Source organism: Deinococcus detaillensis, assembly GCF_007280555.1.
Taxonomy (GTDB): Bacteria; Deinococcota; Deinococci; order Deinococcales; family Deinococcaceae; genus Deinococcus; species Deinococcus detaillensis.
The window spans coordinates 71,799-92,571 of the sequence record NZ_VKDB01000008.1 but is presented as its reverse complement, the minus strand read 5'-3'; the positions used below and the strand labels follow the sequence as shown (position 1 = coordinate 92,571).

The following is a 20,773-nucleotide window of genomic DNA, read 5'->3' as shown; positions in this document are numbered from 1 at the left end:
TCATGAAACGAAACAACCGTACCCTGAAAAACGTTCTTTTAACTGCCCTTCTGGCCGCCTCAGCGGGCATGAGCGCCCAAGCCGCCACCCTGGTCTACGGCAACAACGGCGACCCGGTCAGCTTGGAGTCCGGCAACATCACCGACGGCATCTCGATTTTGGTGCAGCACCAGATCTACGACACCCTCGTTCACTTCAAAGACGGCACCACCGACACCATTCCGGGTCTGGCGACCTCGTGGAAGGCCAACGCCGACGCGACTTCGTGGACGTTTAATCTGCGTAAGGGCGTCAAATTCCAAGACGGCACTCCATTTAACGCCGACGCGGTGGTCTTTAACTGGCAGCGCTTCTTCGATCCCAAAAACCAGTACGGCTACCGCGATCAGGGCCGTACCTACGAAATCGTCGGGCAACTCCTCGGCGGCTTCAAGGGCGACAAGGGAGCCGTCATCAAAGACATCGTCAAAGTCAACGACTACACGGTGCGCTTTGATCTGACCGGCTCCAGCTCGGTGCTGCCTTCGGTGGTCGGCGCGGGCTACTTCGGAATCGCCTCGCCAGCGGCCATCAAAAAAGACGGAGCCAAGTACGGCACCCCCACCAGCACGCCGGTCGGCACCGGCCCGTTCAGCTTCGTGTCGTGGAAGACCGGCGACAGAGTCACCCTCAAGGCCAACACCGCTTACTGGGGTGCCAAACCCAAAGTCGACACACTGGTGATCCGCTCGATCAAAGACGCCAGCCAGCGCCTCAACGAACTCAAGGCCGGCACGATTGATTTCACCGCCGACCTGTCGCCCGACAGCCTCAAGCAAGTCACCTCCGACAAGACCTTGGTGGCAGTTCGCAAGCCCAGCTTCAATGTCGGGTTCCTGAGCCTCAACAACTCCAACCAGTACCTCAAGAACGACAAGGTGCGTCAGGCCATCAGCATGGCCATCAACAAAAAAGCCATCGTGGACGCCTTCTGGAACGGTCTGGGTGTTTCCAGTGCCAGCTTTTTGCCGCCGGTGCTGAGCTGGGCCAACTCCAAGAACGTGCCCGCCGATTACAAGTACGACCCCGCCGCCGCCAAGAAGATGCTGGCCGACGCAGGCTACCCCAACGGCGTGAGCCTCGACTTGTGGTACATGCCGGTCAGCCGCCCCTACTTCCCCAATCCCAAACCGATTGCCGAAGCGATGGCCGCCGACCTCTCGGCCATCGGCATCAAAGTTAACCTCAAAACTGAGGACTGGGCCAAGTACCTCGACGACCGCAATAAAGAGCCGGGCTTCGATATGTACATGATCGGCTGGACCGGCGATTACGGCGATCCTGATAACTTCTACGCCGCTTACTACGGCCCGAGCGCCGCCAACGACATCAACTTTAAGTCGCCCGAACTCAACACCCTGCTCGATCAGGGCCGCGCCGCTGTGGGTCAGGCTGCCAAAGCCAAGATCTACTCGCAGATTCACGACATCACCTACAAAGCGGCCTACCGCCTGCCGATCGTGCACAGCCAGCCGCTGGCCGCTGAGCGCAGCTACGTCAAGGGCTGGGTCCCGAGCCCCTTGGGCAGCGAAGCTTTCAACAAAATCTCTATCGTTGGGAAGTAACGCTTGATGAGAGAGGGCGGAGCGCCGGTGCGGCTCCGTCCTCTCTGCTTGCTTTCCCGCACATCACAGCCCACTTTCTTTTTGTGCTAAAGGAGTTCCGACTTGGCCGCTTACCTTATCCGCAGACTCCTCCGAACGCTCTTGGTGATGATCGGCATCAGCGTGGTGGTGTTTGCCTTCGTGCGCTCGATTCCCGGCGATCCGGCAGTGGCGATGCTGGGCGAGCGGGCCACCCCCGAAGCCTCAGCCCGGTTGCGCGAGCAGCTTGGCCTGAACCAGCCTTGGTTCATCAATTACAAAGACCCTGCCCACCTGTTTGACGCGCAGTATCCCAAATATGTGGGGGCACTCCTGCGCGGCGACCTCGGCAACGGCATCAAGAGCCAGATTCCGGTGGCCAGCGAGCTGAAGGTGCGCTTTCCGGCCACCGCCGAACTGGCCATCGGCGCGATTCTCTTCGCGCTGCTGATCGGGCTGCCAGCCGGCATCGTCGCCGCGCTGAGGCGCAACACGCCCTGGGACAACCTCGCCACTACCGTCAGCTTGGTGGGGGTGAGCATGCCGGTGTTTTGGCTGGGGCTGCTGCTGTCGTGGTTTTTTGCGGTGGTGCTGGGCTGGCTGCCGCCGAGTGCGCGGCTGAGTATCGGTTACAGTATTGTGCCGATCACCGGCCTAGATGTCCTAGACGGCCTGCTGCGCGGTCAATTTGCCGCCGCTTGGGACGCCTTTACCCACCTGATCTTGCCGTCTATCGCGCTGGGCACCATTCCAATGGCGATCACTGCCCGCATCACCCGCAACTCGCTCTTGGAGGTGCTGGGCCAGGACTACGTGCGGACTGCGCGTGCCAAGGGTCTGCCCCCGCGCAGCGTGACGCTCAAGCACGCGCTGCGCAACGCGCTGCTGCCGGTGGTCACGGTGGTGGGCCTGCAAATAGGAGCGCTCCTCGGCGGCGCGGTGCTGACCGAGACCATCTTTTCGTGGCCGGGATTGGGGTCGTGGCTTTACGACGCCATTGCGCTGCGCGATTATCCGGTGATTCAGGGCGGGGTCATTTTTGCGGCGCTGATCGTCAGTTTGGTGAATTTGCTGGTCGATCTCAGTTACGCTTTCCTTGACCCGAGGATTCAGTACGGATGAAGGCCGTCCAAGCAGGAAAAACACGCTCAGGAGAAGCAATATGACTGTTGTCGCCGCCGTTCCCAAGCGCAAAAAGCAGGAAAACATCTTGTGGCGCAGATTCAAGAAGAGCGCCCCCGGCAAAGTCGGGGCCGTGATCGTGCTGTTTTTTGTGGTGATCGCGCTGCTCGCGCCGGTCTTGCAGCCTTACGACCCATCCACCGACATCGATTACCGCTTCCGCCTCGCGCCGCCGAGCATTTCCGCGCTGTGGGACAATGACACCAAAGAGAAATACACCGACGCCGTCAGCGGTAAGGTTCAGTATTTCAAGCATCCGTTCGGCACGGATAATCTGGGCCGCGACATCGCCACGCGGGTGCTGCACGGCGCACGGGTCAGCCTCCAGATCGGGATTTTCGCCACGGTGCTGGCGCTGGTGACGGGCAGTTTATTGGGCTTGCTGGCCGGATTTTACGGCGGCTGGATCGATACGGTGCTGGGCTACTTCAGCGACGTGATGCTGGCCTTTCCGAGTATTTTGCTGGCTATCGGTATTGTCAGCATCTCCAACCGCCCCGGCCTGACCACCGCCATGATCGCTGTGAGCGTGGTGCAAATTCCCATTTACTTGCGCCTGGCCCGCAGTGTGGTGCTGAGCGTGCGCGAGCGCGAATTCGTGCAGGCCGCCAGCGCTCTGGGCGCGGGGCAGGGCCGCACCATCTTCAAGCACGTGCTGCCCAACAGCCTGACGCCGCTGATCGTGCAGGGAGCGCTCAGCATCGCCACGGCCACCATCGAGGCCGCCGCACTGGGCTTTATCGGGCTGGGCGCTCAGCCGCCGACCCCCGAATGGGGCACCATGCTGGCCGACAGCCGTGAATACTACACCCAAGCGGCTTGGACGATGATCTTTCCAGGCTTGGCCATTTTGCTCACTGTGCTGGGCTTTAACTTGTTCGGCGACGGTCTGAGAGACGTCCTCGACCCGAGAAGCAACCAGTAACAGTCAGCGCAGCAGGAGCCGCCTCCCAAAGGAAACGGCCCCTGCTGCTTACTCGCATGCCACGATCCAAAAAGAGCCCGCGTCTCCATTTACGGACGCGGGCTTTTTTGGCTTGGTTTTAGTGGCTCAAGCTGGCGCGGGGCTCCAAAGCGTAAAAGGCGACGACGGCCACCAATGTTCCCACCCAACCGGGAGCGCTGCCCAGATCGAAGCTGAATTCGCGCCCCAGTACGGTGCTGCCGAGCCGGCCTTCGAGCTTCTCACCGGTTTGCTGGGCCGAGATGTTCCAGCCGACGATCGGTGCACCGAGGTAGCCGCTGACCCGGTCAACGCCGCGTAGAGTCAGGCTTTCTTTGCCCACGTTGCCGCGCAACTCGCCGTCTTGCAGCTCAATCAGTACGCTTTCGTCGCCTACCGTTCCGGCCACGCCGCGCTCGGTGATTTCGAGTTCAATGTCCTTGCCGCTGAGCTTACCGCCCGCACGGCCCACAATCTTATCGCCGTCGATGGCGCAGCGGATGGTGTATCCATCCGCGCCGCCGAGGCGTCCTTTGAGCAAATCGTCCATGCGCAGCAGTATAGAGGCAAGCGGGCCTGAGGGAGGCCACACCACGCTAATGTGCGGCGTTGACTTCTACTTTTCCAGTGTAGTGCTGATAATTGGCGCTGAGGGTAAAGGTTCCCGGATCGCCCGCGCCGCTGAGATTGAGACTGAAATTGCCGGGCGGGCAGCGCACCGCGCTGAGTTCGGTGCCGTCGGGAGCCAAAAACCGGAAAGTGACGTTGCCGCTCTGGCCCTGGCAACTGCCGGTCAGCTCCAATTTGCCGCTGTCATAGGTGGGAAAGGTGTAAGTGCTTTTGCCCTGGGCATTGAGCAGATACAGCGGCGTGAAGGTCAAGCTGCCGGCCCGCAGCCCCACCGTGAAGTAGAGAGCGGCCAGAGCCACCGCCACCAGCAACCAGAAAACGCGCATCAGCTTACAGATTAGCGGATTTTTGAAGGCGCGGTGTGAAGAAGGCTAGAGCGTGTCGGGGGGGGCGGCTTACGCTTCTTTCGTACGCTTTTGCTGAGCGTGTCTTGTAGACTCTGGTGATATGTCTTCTTCCATCTTCACTCCTGCCCGTCCGCTGCGCGTCGCCGTGATCGGCAGCGGCCCCAGCGGGATTTACGCCGCTGAAGCGCTTATTAAGCAAAGCCAAGTCCCCGCCGAGGTGGACGTCTTTGACCGCCTGCCCACCCCTTACGGTTTGGTGCGCTACGGCGTGGCTCCCGACCACCTCAAGATCAAGAGCGTGACCACCCTCTTCCAGAAAGTGCTGAGCGACACGCGGGTGCGTTTTTTGGGCAACGTCGAACTCGGTAAAGACCTCAGCGTGGACGACCTGAGGGTGCACTACGACGCCGTCATTTACACGGTGGGCGCGTCGTCAGATCGGCGGCTGAGGGTGCCGGGCGAAGACCTGACGGGCAGCCTCAGCGCCACCGAGTTCGTGGCTTGGTACAACGGCCACCCTGACGCTGCCGCCCGCACCATGCTGCTGCACGCGGCTGGCGCGGCGGTGGTGGGTGCGGGTAACGTGGCGCTGGACGTCTCGCGCATTTTGGCTAAAACTGCCGGCGAACTGCACACTTCTGATATCGCCGCCCACGCGCTGACGGCGCTGGAACACTCGCAGGTCAAAGACGTCTACCTGCTGGCGCGGCGCGGCCCGCTGCAAGCCAAGTTCACCACCAAAGAGCTGCGCGAATTCGGCGAGCTGGAGGGCGCGGACGTGGTGGTGCTTCCAGAAGAAATCGCTGTGAGTGACGAGGACTACGCCGCCATCACCGACAACGTGGTGCGGCGTAATGTGGACGTGTTGCGCGGGTTTGCCGCCAAGCCGCTGGCGGGCAAGCCCCGCAGAGTTCACCTGCGCTTTCTGGTGTCGCCCGCAGCACTTCTGGAGGGCGCAGCGGGCCATGTCGGTGGCATTAAGCTCGAAAAAAACCGGCTGGACGAAGAGGGCAACGCGGTGGGCACGGGTGAATTTGAAACCCTGGACGTGCAGATGGTGCTGCGGAGCGTGGGCTATCAGGGGGTGGCGCTCCCCGGCGTCCCGTTTGACGACAAGCGCGGCGTGATTCCCAACACGGCGGGCCGGGTGGAGGGGCGCAGCGGTGAATACACCTCCGGCTGGATTAAGCGCGGCCCCAGCGGCGTGATCGGCACCAACAAAGCCGACTCGGTGGAAACTGTGAACACCTTGCTCGCCGACCTCGGCACTTTGACGCCCGCTCCTGAAAGCAGCCGGGAAGCCATCGACGCTTTGCTGGCCGCTAGGGAGGTCGACGTGGTGACGCTGAGCGATCACCTGACCTTGGAAGCCCACGAACTCGCCGGAGGTCAAGCGGCGGGCCGTCCGCGCCTCAAAGTGGCCGAGCGTGGGGCCATGTTCGAAGTGATTCGCTCCGGGCGCTGAAGGTTCAATCGGCGTGGATGAACTGCTGGAACGGCTGCTGACACCGTTGGCTGAGCCGCACTGCCAAGCCGTCAGGCAGCGCTGGCAAAGGCGGAGCCCCGAAGACGCGGAATACAGCAGCGAACTTGATAGCTTGGCCGCTGCTCTTCAGGATTACCCCGAAGTCTATCCTCCGGAGTGGTGGCTCAATCCGGTTTTGAGCCGTTGGTGGCTTTGCTTGCGGGTGGACTGGAAAGCTGTGGACGAGGTGGAGTGGCAAGTACAGGCCATCTCACACACGCTGGGGCTGCGCGAACCTCCCTTCGTCAGTCAGGTGGCTCATCAGTCGGGTGTTTGCGTGCCGATGGTGCTGATCGCAGCGGCAGCTTGGCTGCGTTTACGGGGCTACGAGCTGCTCGAAATTGATACGGGTGGTGACGAGTACCTTGCCTTCCCGGTACGGTTGAGCCTGCTCAGGGAGGCTTTTCAGGCAACGCATACCCTTTCGCTCTGCACACACCTGATTTAATGGAGCGTGTCTTTTTTGCTCCATTCATCCACTAACACTTCACCCACCGACCTGCTGATTATCGGCGCGGGGCCGGTGGGTCTTCACGCGGCCTTTTACGCGGGGCTGCGCGGCCTCAGCGTGCGCCTTTTGGAAGCCCAGCCTGAAATCGGCGGCCAGCTCAGCGCCCTCTACCCAGACAAAGTGGTGTATGACTGGCCCGGCCTCCCGGCTATCCGCGCCGCTGAGATTGTCACCGCACTTGCCGCCCAGCTCGCTCCCTTCAAGCCTAATTTCCGCTTCGGCGAGGTCGCTCAACAGCTCACCCAGACTCCCCAAGGCTGGACAGTCGCAACCCAAAAGGGCAGTTATCCGGCCCGCGCCGTGATCGTGGCGGCGGGGCTGGGGGCGCTGCTGCCGCGTGATGTTCAGCTCAGCGGCGTGCATCCTGATCTGCGGACTTTGCCGCCTGATCCGCAAACGCTGGGGGGCCAGCGGGTCTTGATCGTGGGCGGCGTGCCTCAAGCGGTGGAGGCGACTTTGAAGCTCTCAACCAGCGGCGCACGGGTGAGCCTGACGCACCGCCGCGCCCTATTTCGCGGCAGTCCTGCCCAGCTCGCGCAACTCCAAAGCCTGCGGCAGAGTGGGCAACTGCATATCTACGCGCCCGCCGAACTCAGCCGCTTAGACGCAACCGGCGCGTGGCTGGACAGGGGAGACGGGCCGCAGCATGTCGCCGCTGATACGGTGGTTGTCCTGAACGGCCACTTGCCAGATTTGACGCCGCTGCAAAGCTGGCCGCTGGGCTGGCAGGGCGAGTACATTCCGGCGGACACGGCTCAGCGCACGGCGTTGCCCGGCGTCTTCGTGGCAGGTGATGTCAGCTTGACGGGCGGCGAATTCAAGCTCTTGAGTGTGGGCCTCGCTCAAGCCGCGCTGGCCGCCAACCACGCCGTGCATTTTGTGCACCCTGACCAAAAAGCCAAGCCGGGCCACAGCAGTGACCGGCGTTTGCCGTAAAAGTTTCCGACTACTCTTCGAGCTGGTACTTCATGCGGTAACGGTTTTGAGAGGCTTGCTCGATCAGTTCGCTCGGCTGACTCATCTGCGGCGTGCTGACGGCCTGCCCCACGCTGACCCGCAGCGCAATGTCTTTGTAGCTGGTGCCGGCCAAAGCGCTTTGAAGCTGCCGGGCCAGCGGCGTCAAATCTGGGCCGGCCGGTTCAGTCAACACCGCGAACTCGCTGGCTCCCCAGCGGAACACCATGTCGCGCCGCGTGCGCCCTTGCCGCAGCACCTCGGCGACCCGGCGCAGCACTTCGTCGCCCGCCGCGCGGCCATACATCTCGTTGACGCGCCGGAAGCCGCCCAGATCAATCAGCAGCAGGCCCAGTGGCCGCGCCGCTCTTTGGTTCCAGCGGTTCTCGGCGGCGCGGGTAAAAGCCAGCCGGTTGCCCAGTCTGGTCAGCGGGTCGAGGGTCTTGAAGCGGCGCAGCGTCCAGAACCGCCCGCCCGCCACAAAAGCGGTGCCAATAATGGCCGAGAGTGAAGCGGCAGTGCCGGGAAACAGCCAGTTGCCTAAAAACAGCGGCACGCTCAGGCCCACTCCCACCAGCGCCAGTCCAAAGCCCCAGATATCGCCCAGCCAGACTGCTGAGGCCGCCAGCGCCGCGCAGATCAGGGCGCTGAGCCAAAACGGCACGCTTCTCAGCGGCTCACCCAGCAGCGACGAGACGGCCCCCGCTTGCAAGATCACGCCCGGCACCGGATCGAGGCGTGAATCAGGAAAAGTGGTGCCGGGAACGCTGCTGGCCGTTAAGCCGATCAGCACGACCTTGCCCTGCAACTCGGAAAACGCCACATTGCCGCCCACCACGTCCCGAAATGAGTAGACAGGCAGCGTCCCTGAGTCGGCAGGCAGTGAGCGCAGCAGTTGCTTACTCGTGTCGAGTGTCCGACTGATTCCTGCCAGCCGAGCAAGCTGTGCGCTGAAGCTGGGCCAAAGCTGACCGTCCGTACTTTGGTAAGCGGTTTGAAAGCGGCTGACCGCTCCGCCTTCGATATTGAGGCTGGCCACGCCGTACAGGGCTTTCCAAGCGCGGGCACCCTGCGGCAGTTGTGGACTGCTGGCCAGCACCACCCCGCCCTGACCCACAGCAGCCGACAAAGAGGCGTCGCCCGCCGCTGGAGCGCCGAACAAGATGTCAAACCCCACTGCTTTGGCTCCGGCTTGGCGCAGGGTGCCGAGGGCGCGGGCGTAGAGGTCGCGGTTCCAATCGCTCAGCCGGCCGTAATCGCGCAGCGAGGCGTCGTCGATGCCCACCACCACCACTCTGGGGTCTGGGGGACGGGTGAACGTGCGGTCAAGGACGCTCCACAGCCGCACATTTTCTGGAAAGCCCATCAGCAGCCCCACGGCGAGGAGCGCGGCCAGTGGAGCGAGAACAGCGCGGCGCTCAGGGCGCGGCATAACCCACACCGCCCTCGCCCGCAGCGCCGGCACTGAATTCGACCCGGCGAAGATTGCCAGCAGTGTCGCGGGCCTGAAGCGTCACCGCTGCGCCGGGTGTCGGCAGCGGCAGCGTCCAATCGAAGTCGGCTTGCTGCGGCAGGCGTAGGGTGCGGGCGTAGCTGCGCCCACCGACTTGTGCGCTCAGCACAACCGTGCCGGACACATCCTGAATCTGGCCGCTCAAGCGGATCAACCGTCCCGCCCGGCTCGATTGGACACCGAGCAGCAGGGGTGGGGTGCGGTCAATCAGCAGGACGCGGCTAATCGTTTTTTGGCGGCCGCCGCGCTCTGCGCGGATGGTCACGTCGTAGCGGCCTTCGGGCAAGCGGCCTTGCAATCTATCGCCGCCTTGCAGCTTGAAATTGCCCTCGGCGTCGCCAATCATGGGAAGGTCGCGCCCCGCCACCTGCACGCTCAGGCGATTCTCTGGCTGGCTGCGGACGACCAGCGCCAAATCCAGCAAACTCGGTGCCAAGCTCAAGTCGAGTTGAATCGGCCCTGAGCGCTGAGTATCGAGCGCGAGGTTGGCGGCGTCCGCCGCGTCGGTGACGAGCGGCTGCACTTCTCCGGCAGCGGTGCGCTGCTGGCCCCTGAGCAGCAGCAAGCCCGCGCTGCTGGGCAGCTCGACTTGGCCGTCAAAGACTTTCACGAGGCCGCTGTCATCCACCCGGAAGACTGTGCCGCGCACCGCCGTGGTAATAATCGGGGTGGTGATTTCGTAGCCGCCCTGCCGCTTGGCCACCACATTCCAAGCGCTGCCGCGCAGCAGTTTCAGTACCACTTGGCGCTTGGTCCGGCCCGTACGGTCAACGATTTGGTCAATGCTCAGCACGCTCAGAGCGCTCTGGGGCTGGAGGCGCAGATAGCCGCCGCCGGTAAAGCCGATTTCGGCCCACGCTGAAGCGCCCGTCAGCAACTGCTGGCCGACGTTGAGCTTTTCACCGAGCTTGACTGGGCGCTTAACCGGCGCGGCGCTGGCGTTGGGAGCGGGCGCGTCTTGAATGCTGACTGGCCCGGTGGCGGCTTCAATGACCGCTTCGCCTTCGCCGCTGAACTGCGAGCGGTACCAAGCGTCGCGCTCAGCAAAAGCCGTGATCTTCTGCGTGCCGAAATCGTACTGCTGACCGGCCCCGAGGGTGTAGAGCTTGCTGCCCACCGAGATGCGGGCCTTGCCAGCGATCACCGCCACCCGGCGGGTCGGTGCCGTCACGTCCACGCGCACTTGGCCGGCTGCCGAGAGGTGAGCTTTTTGACTGAAGAAGCTGACTTGGCCAGTCAAATAAAACTTCCCCGTTTGGAAGTCCGGTTCATTTTGATAAATCCGCAGCGCTGACCCGCTTGATGCCAAGACTTGCCCACCCGCGCTTTGCAACTGCGCCCGCCCCACCCCGATTCGTAGCGCCTGCTTAACGGGTTGGTCAGTCACGGCGGCTTGCCAAGTGCTGCTGAGGCTCTCGACACTGCCGCTGACCTTTTGCAGCGTCGGCGGCGCTCCCGTTTCAGCGCTGGCTGTCTCGGGGAGCAGAAGGATCAAATCAAAAAGAAGAAAAATTAACAAACGCACATCCACAGTTTAGCGGCCTCCGTGTTCCGGCGCTGACTTTACAAGGTGGGGTGAGCGCTGACGATGAAGAAGTGGACAGGTGATGCAGGCGGGTGGGCTGCCTAACCGTCTCGTTTTGCTCAAGATTAAAATCCTGTGGGTGAAGAGAGTTCGCAGCTTTGTGCTTTGGGGGGCCGGGGCGGCTGAGTGCGCCAGTAATGTCCGTTCCGGGCTGGGGAAGGCTCCCACCGATTGGGCTTATTTGGTCACTGACTGAAGTCGGGGTGGGTATTCCCACGCGGCCATGTCATACTTTACGCCGTGCTGCTCGCTTTAGAAGATGTTCAAAAAGATTACGGCGCTCAGCCGGTGCTGACCAATGTCAGTTTGCAGATCAATCCCGGTGACCGCATCGGCCTGGTGGGCCGCAACGGTGCAGGCAAAAGCACTTTGCTGCGGCTGCTGCTCGGCGCGGAGAAAGCCGACGCTGGAACCATCCGGATTTTTCCCGGGGTGCGGGTGGGCAACCTGACCCAAGACCCCAGCTTCCCGCCGGATAGCACCGTGTCGAGCGTGATGGAAGCGGCGTTTCACGAACTCGACGCCCTCGAAGCCGAGTTGGAAGAAGCTGCCGCCGCGATGCATCTCGGCACGCCCGAGAGCATTCAGCACCACGCCGAACTGCTCGAACACTACGCCCGGCGGGGCGGCTTCGAGCGCCGCTCGCGCAAAGACGCCGTGACGCTGGCTTTCGGCTTCCGGGGCCGCGAACACGACGCCACGTCCAAGCTCTCCGGCGGTGAGCGCACCCGGCTGGGCTTGGCCGCGCTGCTGGTTGAAAATCCCGATGTCTTGCTGCTCGACGAGCCTACAAACCACCTCGACATCGTGATGGTGGAGTGGCTGGAAGCGTTTTTGTCACGCTATCCGGGCGCGGTGCTGGTCATCAGCCACGACCGGGCGTTTCTTGACGCCGCCACCAACGAAACCGCTCACCTGTGGCGCGGTGAAGTCAAAGTCTATCCAGCGGGCTACAGCGCCTTCCGCACCCTCCTCGACGAAGAACTCATGCGCCAGCAGGCCCGCGCCGAGCAAGACGCCAAAAAGGTGGCCACCCTCGCCGCGTCGGCGGCCCGCATGAAAATCTGGGGGCTGGGTATGTCCAAGTTGGCCCGCCGCGCCAGCAGTATGGAAACCCGCTTGGAGCGCCTCAAGAAGTCGGCGGCCAGCGCTCCGCCCAGAGCCGAGCGTACCGCCCGGATTCTCTTTCACGCTCCGCCCAGCGGTGACATCATCCTCGACGCCCGCCACCTCACCAAGCGCCTGGCCGGGCGAACCCTCTTTGAAAATGTTCAGGTGCAAATTCGCCAGGGCGAGCGGGTGGCGCTGGTTGGCCGCAACGGTGCGGGCAAAACCACGTTCTTCCGGGTGCTGCTCGGCCTGATGCCCAGCGACGATCCGAGGGGTGAGAGCCGCACCGGAGCCAGAGTCACGGTGGGCTACTACGATCAGCAGCTCAGGGGCGTGGACGAAAGCAGCACCCTTTACCATGAGGCCCGCGAATACGTCGAAAAAGACGCCGAGGCCCACGATTTGCTGGGCACCTATATGTTTCCGTACCTGAGCCACGACAAATCCGTAAAAGTGCTGTCGGGCGGCGAGCGGGCGCGGCTGGCGCTCCTCAAGCTGGCCCAGGAAGACCACAACTTCTTGGTGCTCGACGAGCCGACCAATCACCTCGATATGGAGATGCTCGAAAGTCTGGAGGGAGCGCTCGACGATTTTGGCGGCACGCTACTGATGGTCAGCCACGATAGACGCCTCATCGAGCATCTGGCCGACCGCATCTGGCTCCTCGAAGACGGCCAGTTTTACGAGTACCCCGGCGGCTGGCAGTATTACCGCGAAAAGCACCGCCCCGCTGAAAAAGAAGCGGAAGCCAAGGCCGCGCCCGTGAGGCAAAATCCGGCCAATCCCAAAGGCAAGGGCCTGTGGCACCTCAAGCGCGAGGTGGAGCGCTTAGAGGTGGAAGTCGCCCAGTTGGAAGCTCAACTTGACGAAGCCCAGAATGCGCTGGCCCACGCCTCTCCTACCGCTGACTTTGCCGCACTGGGACAACAGGCCGCCGAGCTGGAGGAGCGACTCCTGACCCGCATGGAGCACTGGGAAAAAGCGCAGGTGGAAGTCGAAGCACGGAGCTGATTCAGCTTGCCGCTCCGCCCTTTTTGCCGATGTGCCGCTCGGTGCCCGCTTGCAGCCGCTTGATGTTCTCGCGGTGTTGCCAGATTGCCAAAACGCACAGCAGCAGCAGTAAAATCACTTCCCACCACGGGCGGCCCAAAGCGAAAGCAGTGGTGACGGCCACCGCGCCGCCGATCATGCTGCCTGCCGAAACGTAGCGGGTGATGGCCACCGTGAAAACGCCCAGAATAACGACGCATAAGCCGACCAACGGGTCAATCGCCACGATGGTGCCGAAGCTGGTGGCCACGCCTTTGCCGCCCCTAAAGCCCAAGAAGGGGCTGTAGTTGTGGCCCAGAATGGACAGAGCGCCGCACATCGCCGCCCATTCGGGCAGCAGACCCAGCCAGCGGGCCAGCCAGACAGCAGCCGCGCCTTTGAAAACGTCGAAAAGCGCCACCGCCAAGCCTGGCCCCCAGCCGAGGGTGCGCTGCACATTGGTGGCTCCAGCGTTGCCGGAACCGACCGTGCGGATGTCAATGCCGCGTGAACGCGCGATCCAGGCGGCGGCCGGCAAGGCTCCCAGCAAATAAGCGAAGACCAGGGCGAGTAAAGTGTTCAAGATCACGCCTGCAATTGTACCTGCCCGCACACGGCTGGGGGCCTAATGGGCTTTTGGGGGCTTACAAGCGTTGCCTTCGCCCCAGCAGCAGGCGTATACTGCTTGCCGAACAACAATTCTTTTTCTAACGTTTTTCTGCTCCGCTGAAGTGCTGCGCTGCTCTCATTTTCAGAGCGCAGAAAGAGACAAACAAACTGGAAGCGGTTCATCCGCCCCCGAGGAGATTTATGAAAAAAGTGTTTAAGTCGGCCCTGACCATCGTTTCTCTGTCCCTGCTGAGCAGCGCTTCTGCGGCCAGCCTCACCGTCTGGACTCACTTTGGCGACAGCGAACTGACCTGGCTCAAAGCACAAGCCGCCGCCTACACCAAGACCAGCGGCAACGCGGTGCAAATCGTCAGCGTGCCGTTTGACCAACTGCCCGACAAGATGATTCAGAGCGCTCCCAAGGGCCAAGGCCCAGATTTGGTGGTGACGTTGCCGCAAGACCGCCTCGGCCAACTCGCCGCCGCCGGAGTGATCGAGCCGATGGACAAGTACGTCACTTCCAAGAGCGACCTCGACAAAACGGCCGTGAGCGCCATGACCTACCAAGGCAAACTCTTCGGCTTGCCGATGTTCGCCGAGTCCGTCGCAGTGGTCTACAACAAAAAAATCCTCCCCAATGGCGTGCCCAGCACCTGGGACGGCTTTATCAAGGCGGCGCAGGCCAACACCGGCAGCGGCAAGTTCGGCTTCCTGGTTGACCTTTCCAACGCTTACATGAACTACGGCATTTTCAGCGCTTACGGCGGCTACGTCTTCAAAACCACTGGCGGCACCGTCAACGTCAAGGACGTGGGGTTATCCAACGCCGGTTCCGACAAAGCGGCGGCGATGCTCAACGACTTGCGCTACAAGTACAACCTGGTGCCCGAAGGCGTGGACGGCGGCGTGGCCAAAGACGCTTTTGTGCAGGGCCGCCTCGCCATGCTGCTGACCGGGCCCTGGGACATGGCCGACATCAAGAAAGCCAACATCGATTACGGCATCGCTGCGCTGCCTACGCCCACCGGAGCCACCGGCAAGTGGTCGCCGTTCGTCGGCGTGCAGGGCGTAATGATGAACGCCTACGGCAAAAACAAAGTGGCGGCGGCGCAGTTTGCCAAAGCGCTGGTGAGCGGCGACGCTCAGGTGGCCTTCAACAAAGCCGGTGGACGCATCCCGGTGAGCTTGTCGGCCCGTGTCAAGCTCAAGAGTGACCCCGTGGTGGCAGGTTTCGGCAAGTCCATCAGCGCCGGAACCCCGATGCCCAACGTGCCGCAAATGAGCGCGGTGTGGGGGCCTTGGAGCAACGCCGTGGCCCAGAGCGTGCAGAAAGCCAACCCGAACTACACCAGCATCTTGGACGGTGCCGTCAAAGAGATCAACGGCAACATCAAGTAAATTAAGCGACCAAAGCGCCCCGCCGAAAGTGGTGGGGCGCTTTTTTGGTTTTACGGAGTTAGAGCGGCATTCGGAAGCCTATCAATACAGCTCAGTATCACCTCTCCTTCCCCTACTTCAACACCGGATACAAATCCACCGGCACGCCGGGGCGGATGTCGTCGCGGGCGGCTAGGCCCACCACCGCGCTCGCACCGCTCTGAGCGCCGAGTTTGCCCAGTACGTCGAGGCGTTCGCTGTCACTCAGGCCCAGATCGTTGATGTATTCCAGCGGCACGCCTTTGGAGGTCAGATCAAAGACCGTATCGCGGATCAAATCGGTGAGCTGCGAGCTGAGGTTGTCGGTGCCGCGCTGCAAGTTGATGCTGACCTGGCGGATAACCTGACCGCGCCGAAACAGCACGGTCTGAGGCTTGGCGTCACAGTTGAGGTCGACCGGAAAGCCGGTAGCGACGTTGACGGCGGCGCGGCACTGTACGAAGGTGTTGGTGTTCAGGCCGCGTAGTTTGGTGTCGAGTTGGGCGCGGGCATCCGGCGAAAGCCGCGCGGCGGGGGTGCCGCGAGCGCCCTGCTTCTGGGCGGCGGTGGCGGCAGCTTTCAAAAAGTCCGGCACGTTGCGGACGCTGGCCACCACGCCGGCATACACCAGGTCGTTGCGGCTGTAAATAAGATCGGTGTTGCGGTTGGCGCTCAGTTCGCTGTTGGTGCGTGAATAGTCGACTTCGAGCTTGGACAAGTTGGCTTGGGCGCTGCTGAGACTGTTTTTAAGGGTGTCGTTGGCGGCGCTCAGATTTTGGCGCTGGCTGTCTAAAGTGCCAATCATGTTTTGCAAAGTGCTCAGCTCGCGGCGGATACTGCTCAGGTCTTGGGCGGCCGCGTCGCGCTGGGCTGTCAGGTTGCTGCGCTGCTTAAGCAGTTGGTCGCGCTCGGCGGCGAGGCTTTCGCGCTGGGCCTGCGCCAAATCGCGGGCCTGCAAAGCGCTGTCGCGGGCGCTGAGTGCCTGATTGAGGGTCTTGGTGGCCGCCGTGCGGGCTTGGTTGGCGAGGTCGCGCTCCGCCGCCGCTTTGTTCCGCTCCACTGTGGCCTTATTGCGCTCCACGTTGGCTTGGTCGCGCAAGGCATTGGCCACATTTCGCTGTGAAAGTGCCGCGTCCCTTCCGGCCAAGAGGGTTTGCCGCTCTTCTCGCAACGCGCCGAGTTCGCGCGTCGCTTGATCGCGGCTTTGCTGAGCCGCTTGGAGCTGCGTCCCGACTTTGGCACGGCTGGCCTCAAGCGTCTTGGTTTGGTCTTGCAGCGCCTGCACTTGGCCCTGAAATGCTTCCGCTTGGGCCTGAGCCGTTTTGGCGTCTTGCTGAGCTGAAGCGCTGCGCCTGTCGAGGTCGACGATCTGTGTACCGAGCAAATTCGCCCGTGCCGCTTGAGCCAGTTCGCGCTGGCGGCTGTCTTCGAGGGCTCGCTGCGAGTTGCTCAGCGCCTGACGGTTTTTGGCGGCCTGCGCTTCGAGGTCACGTTTGAGGTTTGCCAGTTCGGTCACTCGGCCCTGCAAGCCGCTGACTTCGCTTTGCAGCTTGCTGCGGGCGGCTTGGGTCGTTTTGAGCTTGTCTTCAGCGCCCGTAAGGTCGGCCAGCGCCGCGGCGGTTTCCCCTTTGGACTGGCGCACGCGGGCATTGGCGGCGTCGCGCTCCTGCTCGGCCACCGTGAGGTCGGCGGTGGTGGCGCTCACGTCTTTTTTGAGCTGCTTGAGTTCCACCCGCAGTTTGTCGGCCTGAACGATGTTGTTGATCGCGCTGCGGTTAATCAGCCCAAACGCCAGCACCGAGGCCAAGCTAATGCCCATGCCCGAGGCCACTGCCACGATCAGCGCGGTGGTCTTGGGCCGCAGTCCGAAGAGGCGCAGGTGTTTGCGCCCGGCTTTGCGGGCAATGGTATCGGCGCTGTAGGCCACCAAGCCCGACAGCAGCACCACAAAAATCAGAAAGCCGAGTAGCACGCCTTTGCCTTAGTCCTTACAGCTCGAAGTCGTCGCCGAGGTAGTGGTTACGGGCGTCGATATCTTGGGCAAAGGCGGCGGGCGTGCCTTCAAATTTAACTTCGCCGTCATACATCAAATACACCCGGTCACACAGCGCAATGGTTTCGCGGACGTTGTGGTCGGTGATAAACACCCCGATGCCGCGCCGGTCACGCAACTCACGGATCAAGCGCTGAATTTCACGGATGCTTTTGGGATCGACGCCAGTAAACGGCTCGTCCAGCAGTAAAAAATCAGGATCGGTGGTCAGGGCTCGGGCCAGCTCCAAGCGCCGGCGCTCCCCGCCCGACAACTGATAGGCCTGCGAAGCCGCCAAGTGGGTCAGGCCAAACTCTTCCAGCAAGCTGTCGGCCCGCTTTTCTTGCTCCGCTTTGCTGAGGTTTTGATATTCCAAAATCGCCAGCAAATTATCGCGGGCGCTCATCTTGCGAAAAGCGCTGGGTTCCTGCGGCAAGTAGCCGATCCCGCGCCGGGCGCGTTGGTGCATCGGCAGCCGCGTAACGTCTTGACCCGACAAGGTGATGCGGCCTCCGCCGGGGCGCACGAAGCCGACCATCATGTAAAAAGTGGTGGTTTTGCCCGCGCCGTTGGGGCCGAACAGCGCCACGATTTCGCCGCGCGTGACGCGCAAATCCACGCCGCGCACGACCTGGCGGCGGCCGTAGGTTTTGCTGAGGCCTCTCGCCTCGAAATCGGTTTGTCCATTGGCGGGAAAGTGAAGGTCAACTTGGGGAGCGGCAGCGGTCACGCGGCACAGCCTAGCACGGCCAAAATTGAGGGCGGTGAGCGCGTTCACCAAGCGTCGTGGCCTTTTGCGCCCCGGACAATGCTCTAAACTGTCTGCATGAAATTTACCATCATCGTGCTGGACTCGGTAGGCGCGGGCGAGCTGCCCGACGCGCAGGCGTTTGGCGACGTGGGATCGCACACCCTCAACCACACCCTCAAGGCCAGCGGCGTAGAGCTGCCCAACCTCGCCGCGCTGGGTTTGGGCCAAGTTCCCACCCTTGAACTCGCCACCCCTGCTCCAACGCAGGCCAGCGGCAGCTTTGGCCGGCTTAGGGAAGTCAGTCCCGGCAAAGACACCTCCACCGGTCACTGGGAATTTATGGGCGTGCAGCTCGAACACGCTTTCCAAATCTTTCCAAACGGCTTTCCCAGCGCTGTGATGAATCAGTTCACGGCGGCCACCGGCACCGGCTACCTGTGCAACAAGCCTTACAGCGGCACCGAGGTCATCAAAGATTACGGCCCCGAGCACCTCAAAACCGGCGACCCGATTGTTTACACCTCTGGTGACAGCGTGTTTCAAATCGCCGCCCACCTCGACAAAGTGCCGATTGAAACCCTTTATGCCTGGTGTCAGGCCGCCCGCGAGATTTTGCAGGGCGAATACGCAGTGGCCCGCGTGATCGCCCGTCCCTTCCGGGGCGAATATCCCTTCGAGCGGGCCGGTGAACTGCGCCGCGACTTCTCGCTGACTCCGCCCCGCACAGTGCTGGACGCCCTCAAGGACGCCGGCAAAGACGTAATCGGCATCGGTAAAATTCCCGACATCTACGACCATCAGGGCTTTACCGAAGAGCACCACACCGACGACAACGCCGACGGCATTCGCAAAACGGTGGCCCGGATGCACCAAGATTTTAACGGTTTGGTCTTCACCAACTTGGTGGACTTCGACAGCAAATATGGCCACCGCCGTGACCCGCACGGCTACGCACAGGCGCTGCGGGCCTTTGACGACGCCCTGCCGCAACTCTTGGCCGAAGTGCCCGCCGATGGCTGCTTGCTGCTGATTTCCGATCACGGCAACGACCCGACTTGGCCCGGCACCGACCACACCCGCGAACACGGCTTGCTGCTGGCCTACCGACCAGCCGGCAAAGGTGCTGGGGTGCATCTGGGCGACCGCCAAACCTTTGCCGACATCGGCGCGACGGTGGCCGAGGCCCTGAACGTCAAGTGGAACGGCCCCGGCGAGAGCTTCTGGAATCTGATTCAGTGATTCAGGCCGCGCCCCCTGCTGAGCGTCCCCGCTGGTTGGGCAGCGAGTCGCTGCGCCTGACACTCACCTTGGGCGGGCGCTTTGCCGGGGAGCAAATCTGGCAAACCCAGCCGGAGAAGTTCGGCGCTCAGGGCGTGGGCTACCAAACGCGGGTGCAAACCGATTTCGGCGGGGTGTTACCGGTCATCCGAAAGGTGCAGGTGTCGCGCTACTGGCCGGACTTTTCCAGTTTAAGCTACAGCGAGAGCGACGGGCGCAATAAACCGCATTTCGAGACGTTCTTCGACGTGGAGGCGGCGTTGATTACCCTGCGCCAAAACCGCGAGGAAGCCACCGCGCCGCTGCTCACCGCTCATTACGATCCGGTCAGTCTGGTGATGGCTCTGCGGAGTCCTGACGCGCCCGAGCACCTTTGGCGGGCGGCCCTGACCGGCGGCGCGGTGCATATCCAGCCGCTGCCGGTAACGGAGGTGGCGGGTCAGGCTGCCCGCACCTATTATCTGCGCCCTGGCGGTGCGTATGTGGCGAGCGAGTTGACCGCGCCGCACCGCCTCCTGCGTTTGGTGCAGCCCACCGATTTCGGGAGTGTGGACGCCAGCTTGGTCATCGAGGCACGCCGTAAAGAAGAGGGGAGGAGCGAGAAAAGCGACAAACCGAGGCGGCGTCGGAGTTGACTTAAGGAAGACGCGCTACCCTCCCCGTCAGACACAGACGTTAAACTAAGCGCCTGATGCCTCAATCCTGCGTTGAACAGCTTATTCTTGCCAAACCTAGAGGCTTTTGCGCGGGCGTGGTGATGGCCATCGGAGCCGTCGAAAAGGCCGCCCGAACCGAAACCAAGCCGCTGACGGTCTATCACAGCATCGTCCATAACCACACCGTCGTCTCGCGGCTCGAAGAGGGCCACGGCGTTCACTTTGTAGAAGAGCTGGACAGCTTAGAGATGTTGCCAGCAGGCAGCGAAACGTTGGTGTTTTCGGCGCACGGCGTTTCGCCGCAAGTCCGGCAGCGTGCCCGTGAATTGGGCCTCTCGACTATTGATGCCACCTGTCCGCTGGTCACCAAGGTGCATACCGAAGCCAAAAAATATGCCCGCGAAGGCTACACCATTTTGCTGATCGGCGACAGCGCCCGCCACCAAGAAGTCATCGGCACGCTGGGCGAAGCGCCGCAGCAAACCATCATCGTCGGCGTTTTGGGCAAGACCGGCGAGGGCCTCAGCGATCCTCACACCGTTGAGGTACCCGACCCTGAAAAGCTGGTGGTGCTGACCCAAACGACCCTCAGCGTAGACGATACCCGCCGCACGGTGGACATTCTCAAGGCGCGTTTTCCAGCCCTCCTCATTCCGCCCAGCGAGGATTTGTGTTACGCCACCAAAAACCGCCAAGACGAGATCAAGCGGATTGCCCCGAAAGTAGACGCCTTTTTGGTATTGACCAGTACCCACAGCAGCAACGGAATGCGCCTCTTGGAGTTGGCGGCGGAGCTGTGCCCGCGCACGTACCGCTTGGAGACGGCTGACGATGTGCGGGCGCTGGAGCTGAGCGGCGTGCGTTCGGTGGGCATCAGCAGCGCCGCCAGCACGCCCGACGACCTAGTGCAGGCTGTGGTGGAGTACTTCCGAGTTCTCAATCCCGCACTGCAAGTCACTGAACAAGGCGAGTGGGAAAACATCACCTTCCGCGAACCCAAGAAGGTAGGGCCACTGGGAGAAATCAGTAAGCAAACGGCGCTGAAGGTATAAACGTTGGGCGAATCTGTTTTAGAGATTC

General features: G+C 62.3%; 18 protein-coding genes. 11 read left to right on the top strand and 7 right to left on the bottom strand.

Going from position 1 to position 20,773, the window contains the following annotated elements; all coding sequences use genetic code 11:
* Window positions 1–2 precede the first annotated feature (2 nt).
* The 3 genes from FNU79_RS09565 to FNU79_RS09555 all read left to right on the top strand — a co-directional run bounded on the left by FNU79_RS09565 (window position 3) and on the right by FNU79_RS09555 (window position 3,729).
* On the top strand, window positions 3–1,604 hold the full coding sequence (locus FNU79_RS09565) for an ABC transporter substrate-binding protein (protein WP_404825782.1): 1,602 nt from the start codon (window positions 3–5) through the stop codon (window positions 1,602–1,604).
* A gap of 102 nt (window positions 1,605–1,706) precedes the next feature.
* Window positions 1,707–2,744, top strand: a complete 1,038-nt coding sequence (locus FNU79_RS09560) for an ABC transporter permease (protein WP_143720621.1) — start codon at window positions 1,707–1,709, stop codon at window positions 2,742–2,744.
* A 40-nt stretch (window positions 2,745–2,784) separates the two neighbouring features.
* Window positions 2,785–3,729 carry an ABC transporter permease gene (locus FNU79_RS09555; RefSeq protein WP_124867745.1) on the top strand — a complete coding sequence of 315 codons (945 nt, stop codon included), beginning with the start codon at window positions 2,785–2,787 and terminating at the stop codon, window positions 3,727–3,729.
* Between the two features lie 118 nt (window positions 3,730–3,847).
* On the opposite strand, the gene FNU79_RS09550 is transcribed toward FNU79_RS09555, so the two are convergent.
* Complete coding sequence (locus FNU79_RS09550) at window positions 3,848–4,297, bottom strand: hypothetical protein (protein WP_124867743.1); 450 nt, start codon at window positions 4,295–4,297, stop codon at window positions 3,848–3,850.
* Window positions 4,298–4,343: 46 nt separating this feature from the next.
* Entirely contained in the window at window positions 4,344–4,703 is a 360-nt protein-coding gene (locus tag FNU79_RS09545; protein ID WP_143720620.1) for a hypothetical protein, read from the bottom strand.
* A gap of 121 nt (window positions 4,704–4,824) precedes the next feature.
* Here FNU79_RS09545 and FNU79_RS09540 point away from each other — a divergent pair, with 121 nt between their 5' ends.
* From FNU79_RS09540 to FNU79_RS09530, 3 genes are read left to right on the top strand one after another with little or no spacing between them, the layout of a single operon-like run.
* Window positions 4,825–6,189 carry an FAD-dependent oxidoreductase gene (locus FNU79_RS09540; RefSeq protein ID WP_143720619.1) on the top strand — a complete coding sequence of 455 codons (1,365 nt, stop codon included), beginning with the start codon at window positions 4,825–4,827 and terminating at the stop codon, window positions 6,187–6,189.
* Between the two features lie 13 nt (window positions 6,190–6,202).
* Complete coding sequence (locus FNU79_RS09535) at window positions 6,203–6,697, top strand: DUF6630 family protein (protein ID WP_143720618.1); 495 nt, start codon at window positions 6,203–6,205, stop codon at window positions 6,695–6,697.
* A gap of 6 nt (window positions 6,698–6,703) precedes the next feature.
* Entirely contained in the window at window positions 6,704–7,696 is a 993-nt protein-coding gene (locus FNU79_RS09530; protein WP_225429999.1) for an NAD(P)/FAD-dependent oxidoreductase, read from the top strand.
* Between the two features lie 10 nt (window positions 7,697–7,706).
* On the opposite strand, the gene FNU79_RS09525 is transcribed toward FNU79_RS09530, so the two are convergent.
* A complete protein-coding gene (locus FNU79_RS09525; protein ID WP_143720617.1) occupies window positions 7,707–9,146 on the bottom strand; it encodes a CHASE2 domain-containing protein in 1,440 nt (479 codons plus the stop codon).
* Window positions 9,133–10,752, bottom strand: a complete 1,620-nt coding sequence (locus FNU79_RS09520) for a FecR family protein (protein WP_185974659.1) — start codon at window positions 10,750–10,752, stop codon at window positions 9,133–9,135. Before FNU79_RS09520 ends, FNU79_RS09525 begins: the two co-directional genes overlap by 14 nt.
* Before the next feature lie 300 nt (window positions 10,753–11,052).
* On the opposite strand from FNU79_RS09520, the gene FNU79_RS09515 reads away from it, so the two are divergent.
* Entirely contained in the window at window positions 11,053–12,933 is a 1,881-nt protein-coding gene (locus tag FNU79_RS09515; RefSeq protein ID WP_143720615.1) for an ABC-F family ATP-binding cassette domain-containing protein, read from the top strand.
* Between the two features lies 1 nt (window position 12,934).
* On the opposite strand, the gene plsY is transcribed toward FNU79_RS09515, so the two are convergent.
* Complete coding sequence (gene plsY / locus FNU79_RS09510) at window positions 12,935–13,540, bottom strand: glycerol-3-phosphate 1-O-acyltransferase PlsY (protein WP_143720614.1); 606 nt, start codon at window positions 13,538–13,540, stop codon at window positions 12,935–12,937.
* 221 nt (window positions 13,541–13,761) lie between these two features.
* Here plsY and FNU79_RS09505 point away from each other — a divergent pair, with 221 nt between their 5' ends.
* Entirely contained in the window at window positions 13,762–14,958 is a 1,197-nt protein-coding gene (locus tag FNU79_RS09505) for a sugar ABC transporter substrate-binding protein (protein WP_143720613.1), read from the top strand.
* 112 nt (window positions 14,959–15,070) lie between these two features.
* On the opposite strand, the gene FNU79_RS09500 is transcribed toward FNU79_RS09505, so the two are convergent.
* Together FNU79_RS09500 and lptB are read right to left on the bottom strand one after the other, a co-directional pair.
* Window positions 15,071–16,948, bottom strand: coding sequence for a DUF3084 domain-containing protein (locus FNU79_RS09500; RefSeq protein ID WP_143720612.1), 1,878 nt, complete (start codon window positions 16,946–16,948; stop codon window positions 15,071–15,073).
* A 16-nt stretch (window positions 16,949–16,964) separates the two neighbouring features.
* Window positions 16,965–17,738, bottom strand: coding sequence for an LPS export ABC transporter ATP-binding protein (lptB, locus tag FNU79_RS09495; RefSeq protein WP_143720611.1), 774 nt, complete (start codon window positions 17,736–17,738; stop codon window positions 16,965–16,967).
* A 96-nt stretch (window positions 17,739–17,834) separates the two neighbouring features.
* Between lptB and FNU79_RS09490 the strand changes: the two genes are divergently transcribed.
* Genes FNU79_RS09490 through ispH form a run of 3 tightly spaced genes read left to right on the top strand, consistent with a single transcriptional unit; the run spans window position 17,835 to window position 20,745 of the window.
* Window positions 17,835–18,998: a phosphopentomutase gene (locus tag FNU79_RS09490; protein ID WP_143720610.1), complete on the top strand. Its 1,164-nt coding sequence runs from the start codon at window positions 17,835–17,837 to the stop codon at window positions 18,996–18,998.
* Window positions 18,995–19,672: a hypothetical protein gene (locus FNU79_RS09485; RefSeq protein WP_318636139.1), complete on the top strand. Its 678-nt coding sequence runs from the start codon at window positions 18,995–18,997 to the stop codon at window positions 19,670–19,672. Before FNU79_RS09490 ends, FNU79_RS09485 begins: the two co-directional genes overlap by 4 nt.
* Window positions 19,673–19,728: 56 nt before the next feature.
* Window positions 19,729–20,745 (top strand): 4-hydroxy-3-methylbut-2-enyl diphosphate reductase, encoded by a 1,017-nt coding sequence (ispH, locus tag FNU79_RS09480; protein ID WP_143720609.1) that lies wholly within the window; start codon window positions 19,729–19,731, stop codon window positions 20,743–20,745.
* The last annotated feature ends 28 nt before the right edge of the window (window positions 20,746–20,773 follow it).

Coding starts and splice junctions, on each gene's coding strand:
- FNU79_RS09550 (WP_124867743.1), bottom strand. CDS start 4,297: ATGGACGATTTGCTCAAAGGACGCCTCGGCGGCGCGGATGGATACACC.
- FNU79_RS09540 (WP_143720619.1), top strand. CDS start 4,825: ATGTCTTCTTCCATCTTCACTCCTGCCCGTCCGCTGCGCGTCGCCGTG.
- FNU79_RS09490 (WP_143720610.1), top strand. CDS start 17,835: ATGAAATTTACCATCATCGTGCTGGACTCGGTAGGCGCGGGCGAGCTG.
- FNU79_RS09565 (WP_404825782.1), top strand. CDS start 3: ATGAAACGAAACAACCGTACCCTGAAAAACGTTCTTTTAACTGCCCTT.
- FNU79_RS09505 (WP_143720613.1), top strand. CDS start 13,762: ATGAAAAAAGTGTTTAAGTCGGCCCTGACCATCGTTTCTCTGTCCCTG.
- FNU79_RS09525 (WP_143720617.1), bottom strand. CDS start 9,146: ATGCCGCGCCCTGAGCGCCGCGCTGTTCTCGCTCCACTGGCCGCGCTC.
- FNU79_RS09555 (WP_124867745.1), top strand. CDS start 2,785: ATGACTGTTGTCGCCGCCGTTCCCAAGCGCAAAAAGCAGGAAAACATC.
- FNU79_RS09545 (WP_143720620.1), bottom strand. CDS start 4,703: ATGCGCGTTTTCTGGTTGCTGGTGGCGGTGGCTCTGGCCGCTCTCTAC.
- ispH (WP_143720609.1), top strand. CDS start 19,729: ATGCCTCAATCCTGCGTTGAACAGCTTATTCTTGCCAAACCTAGAGGC.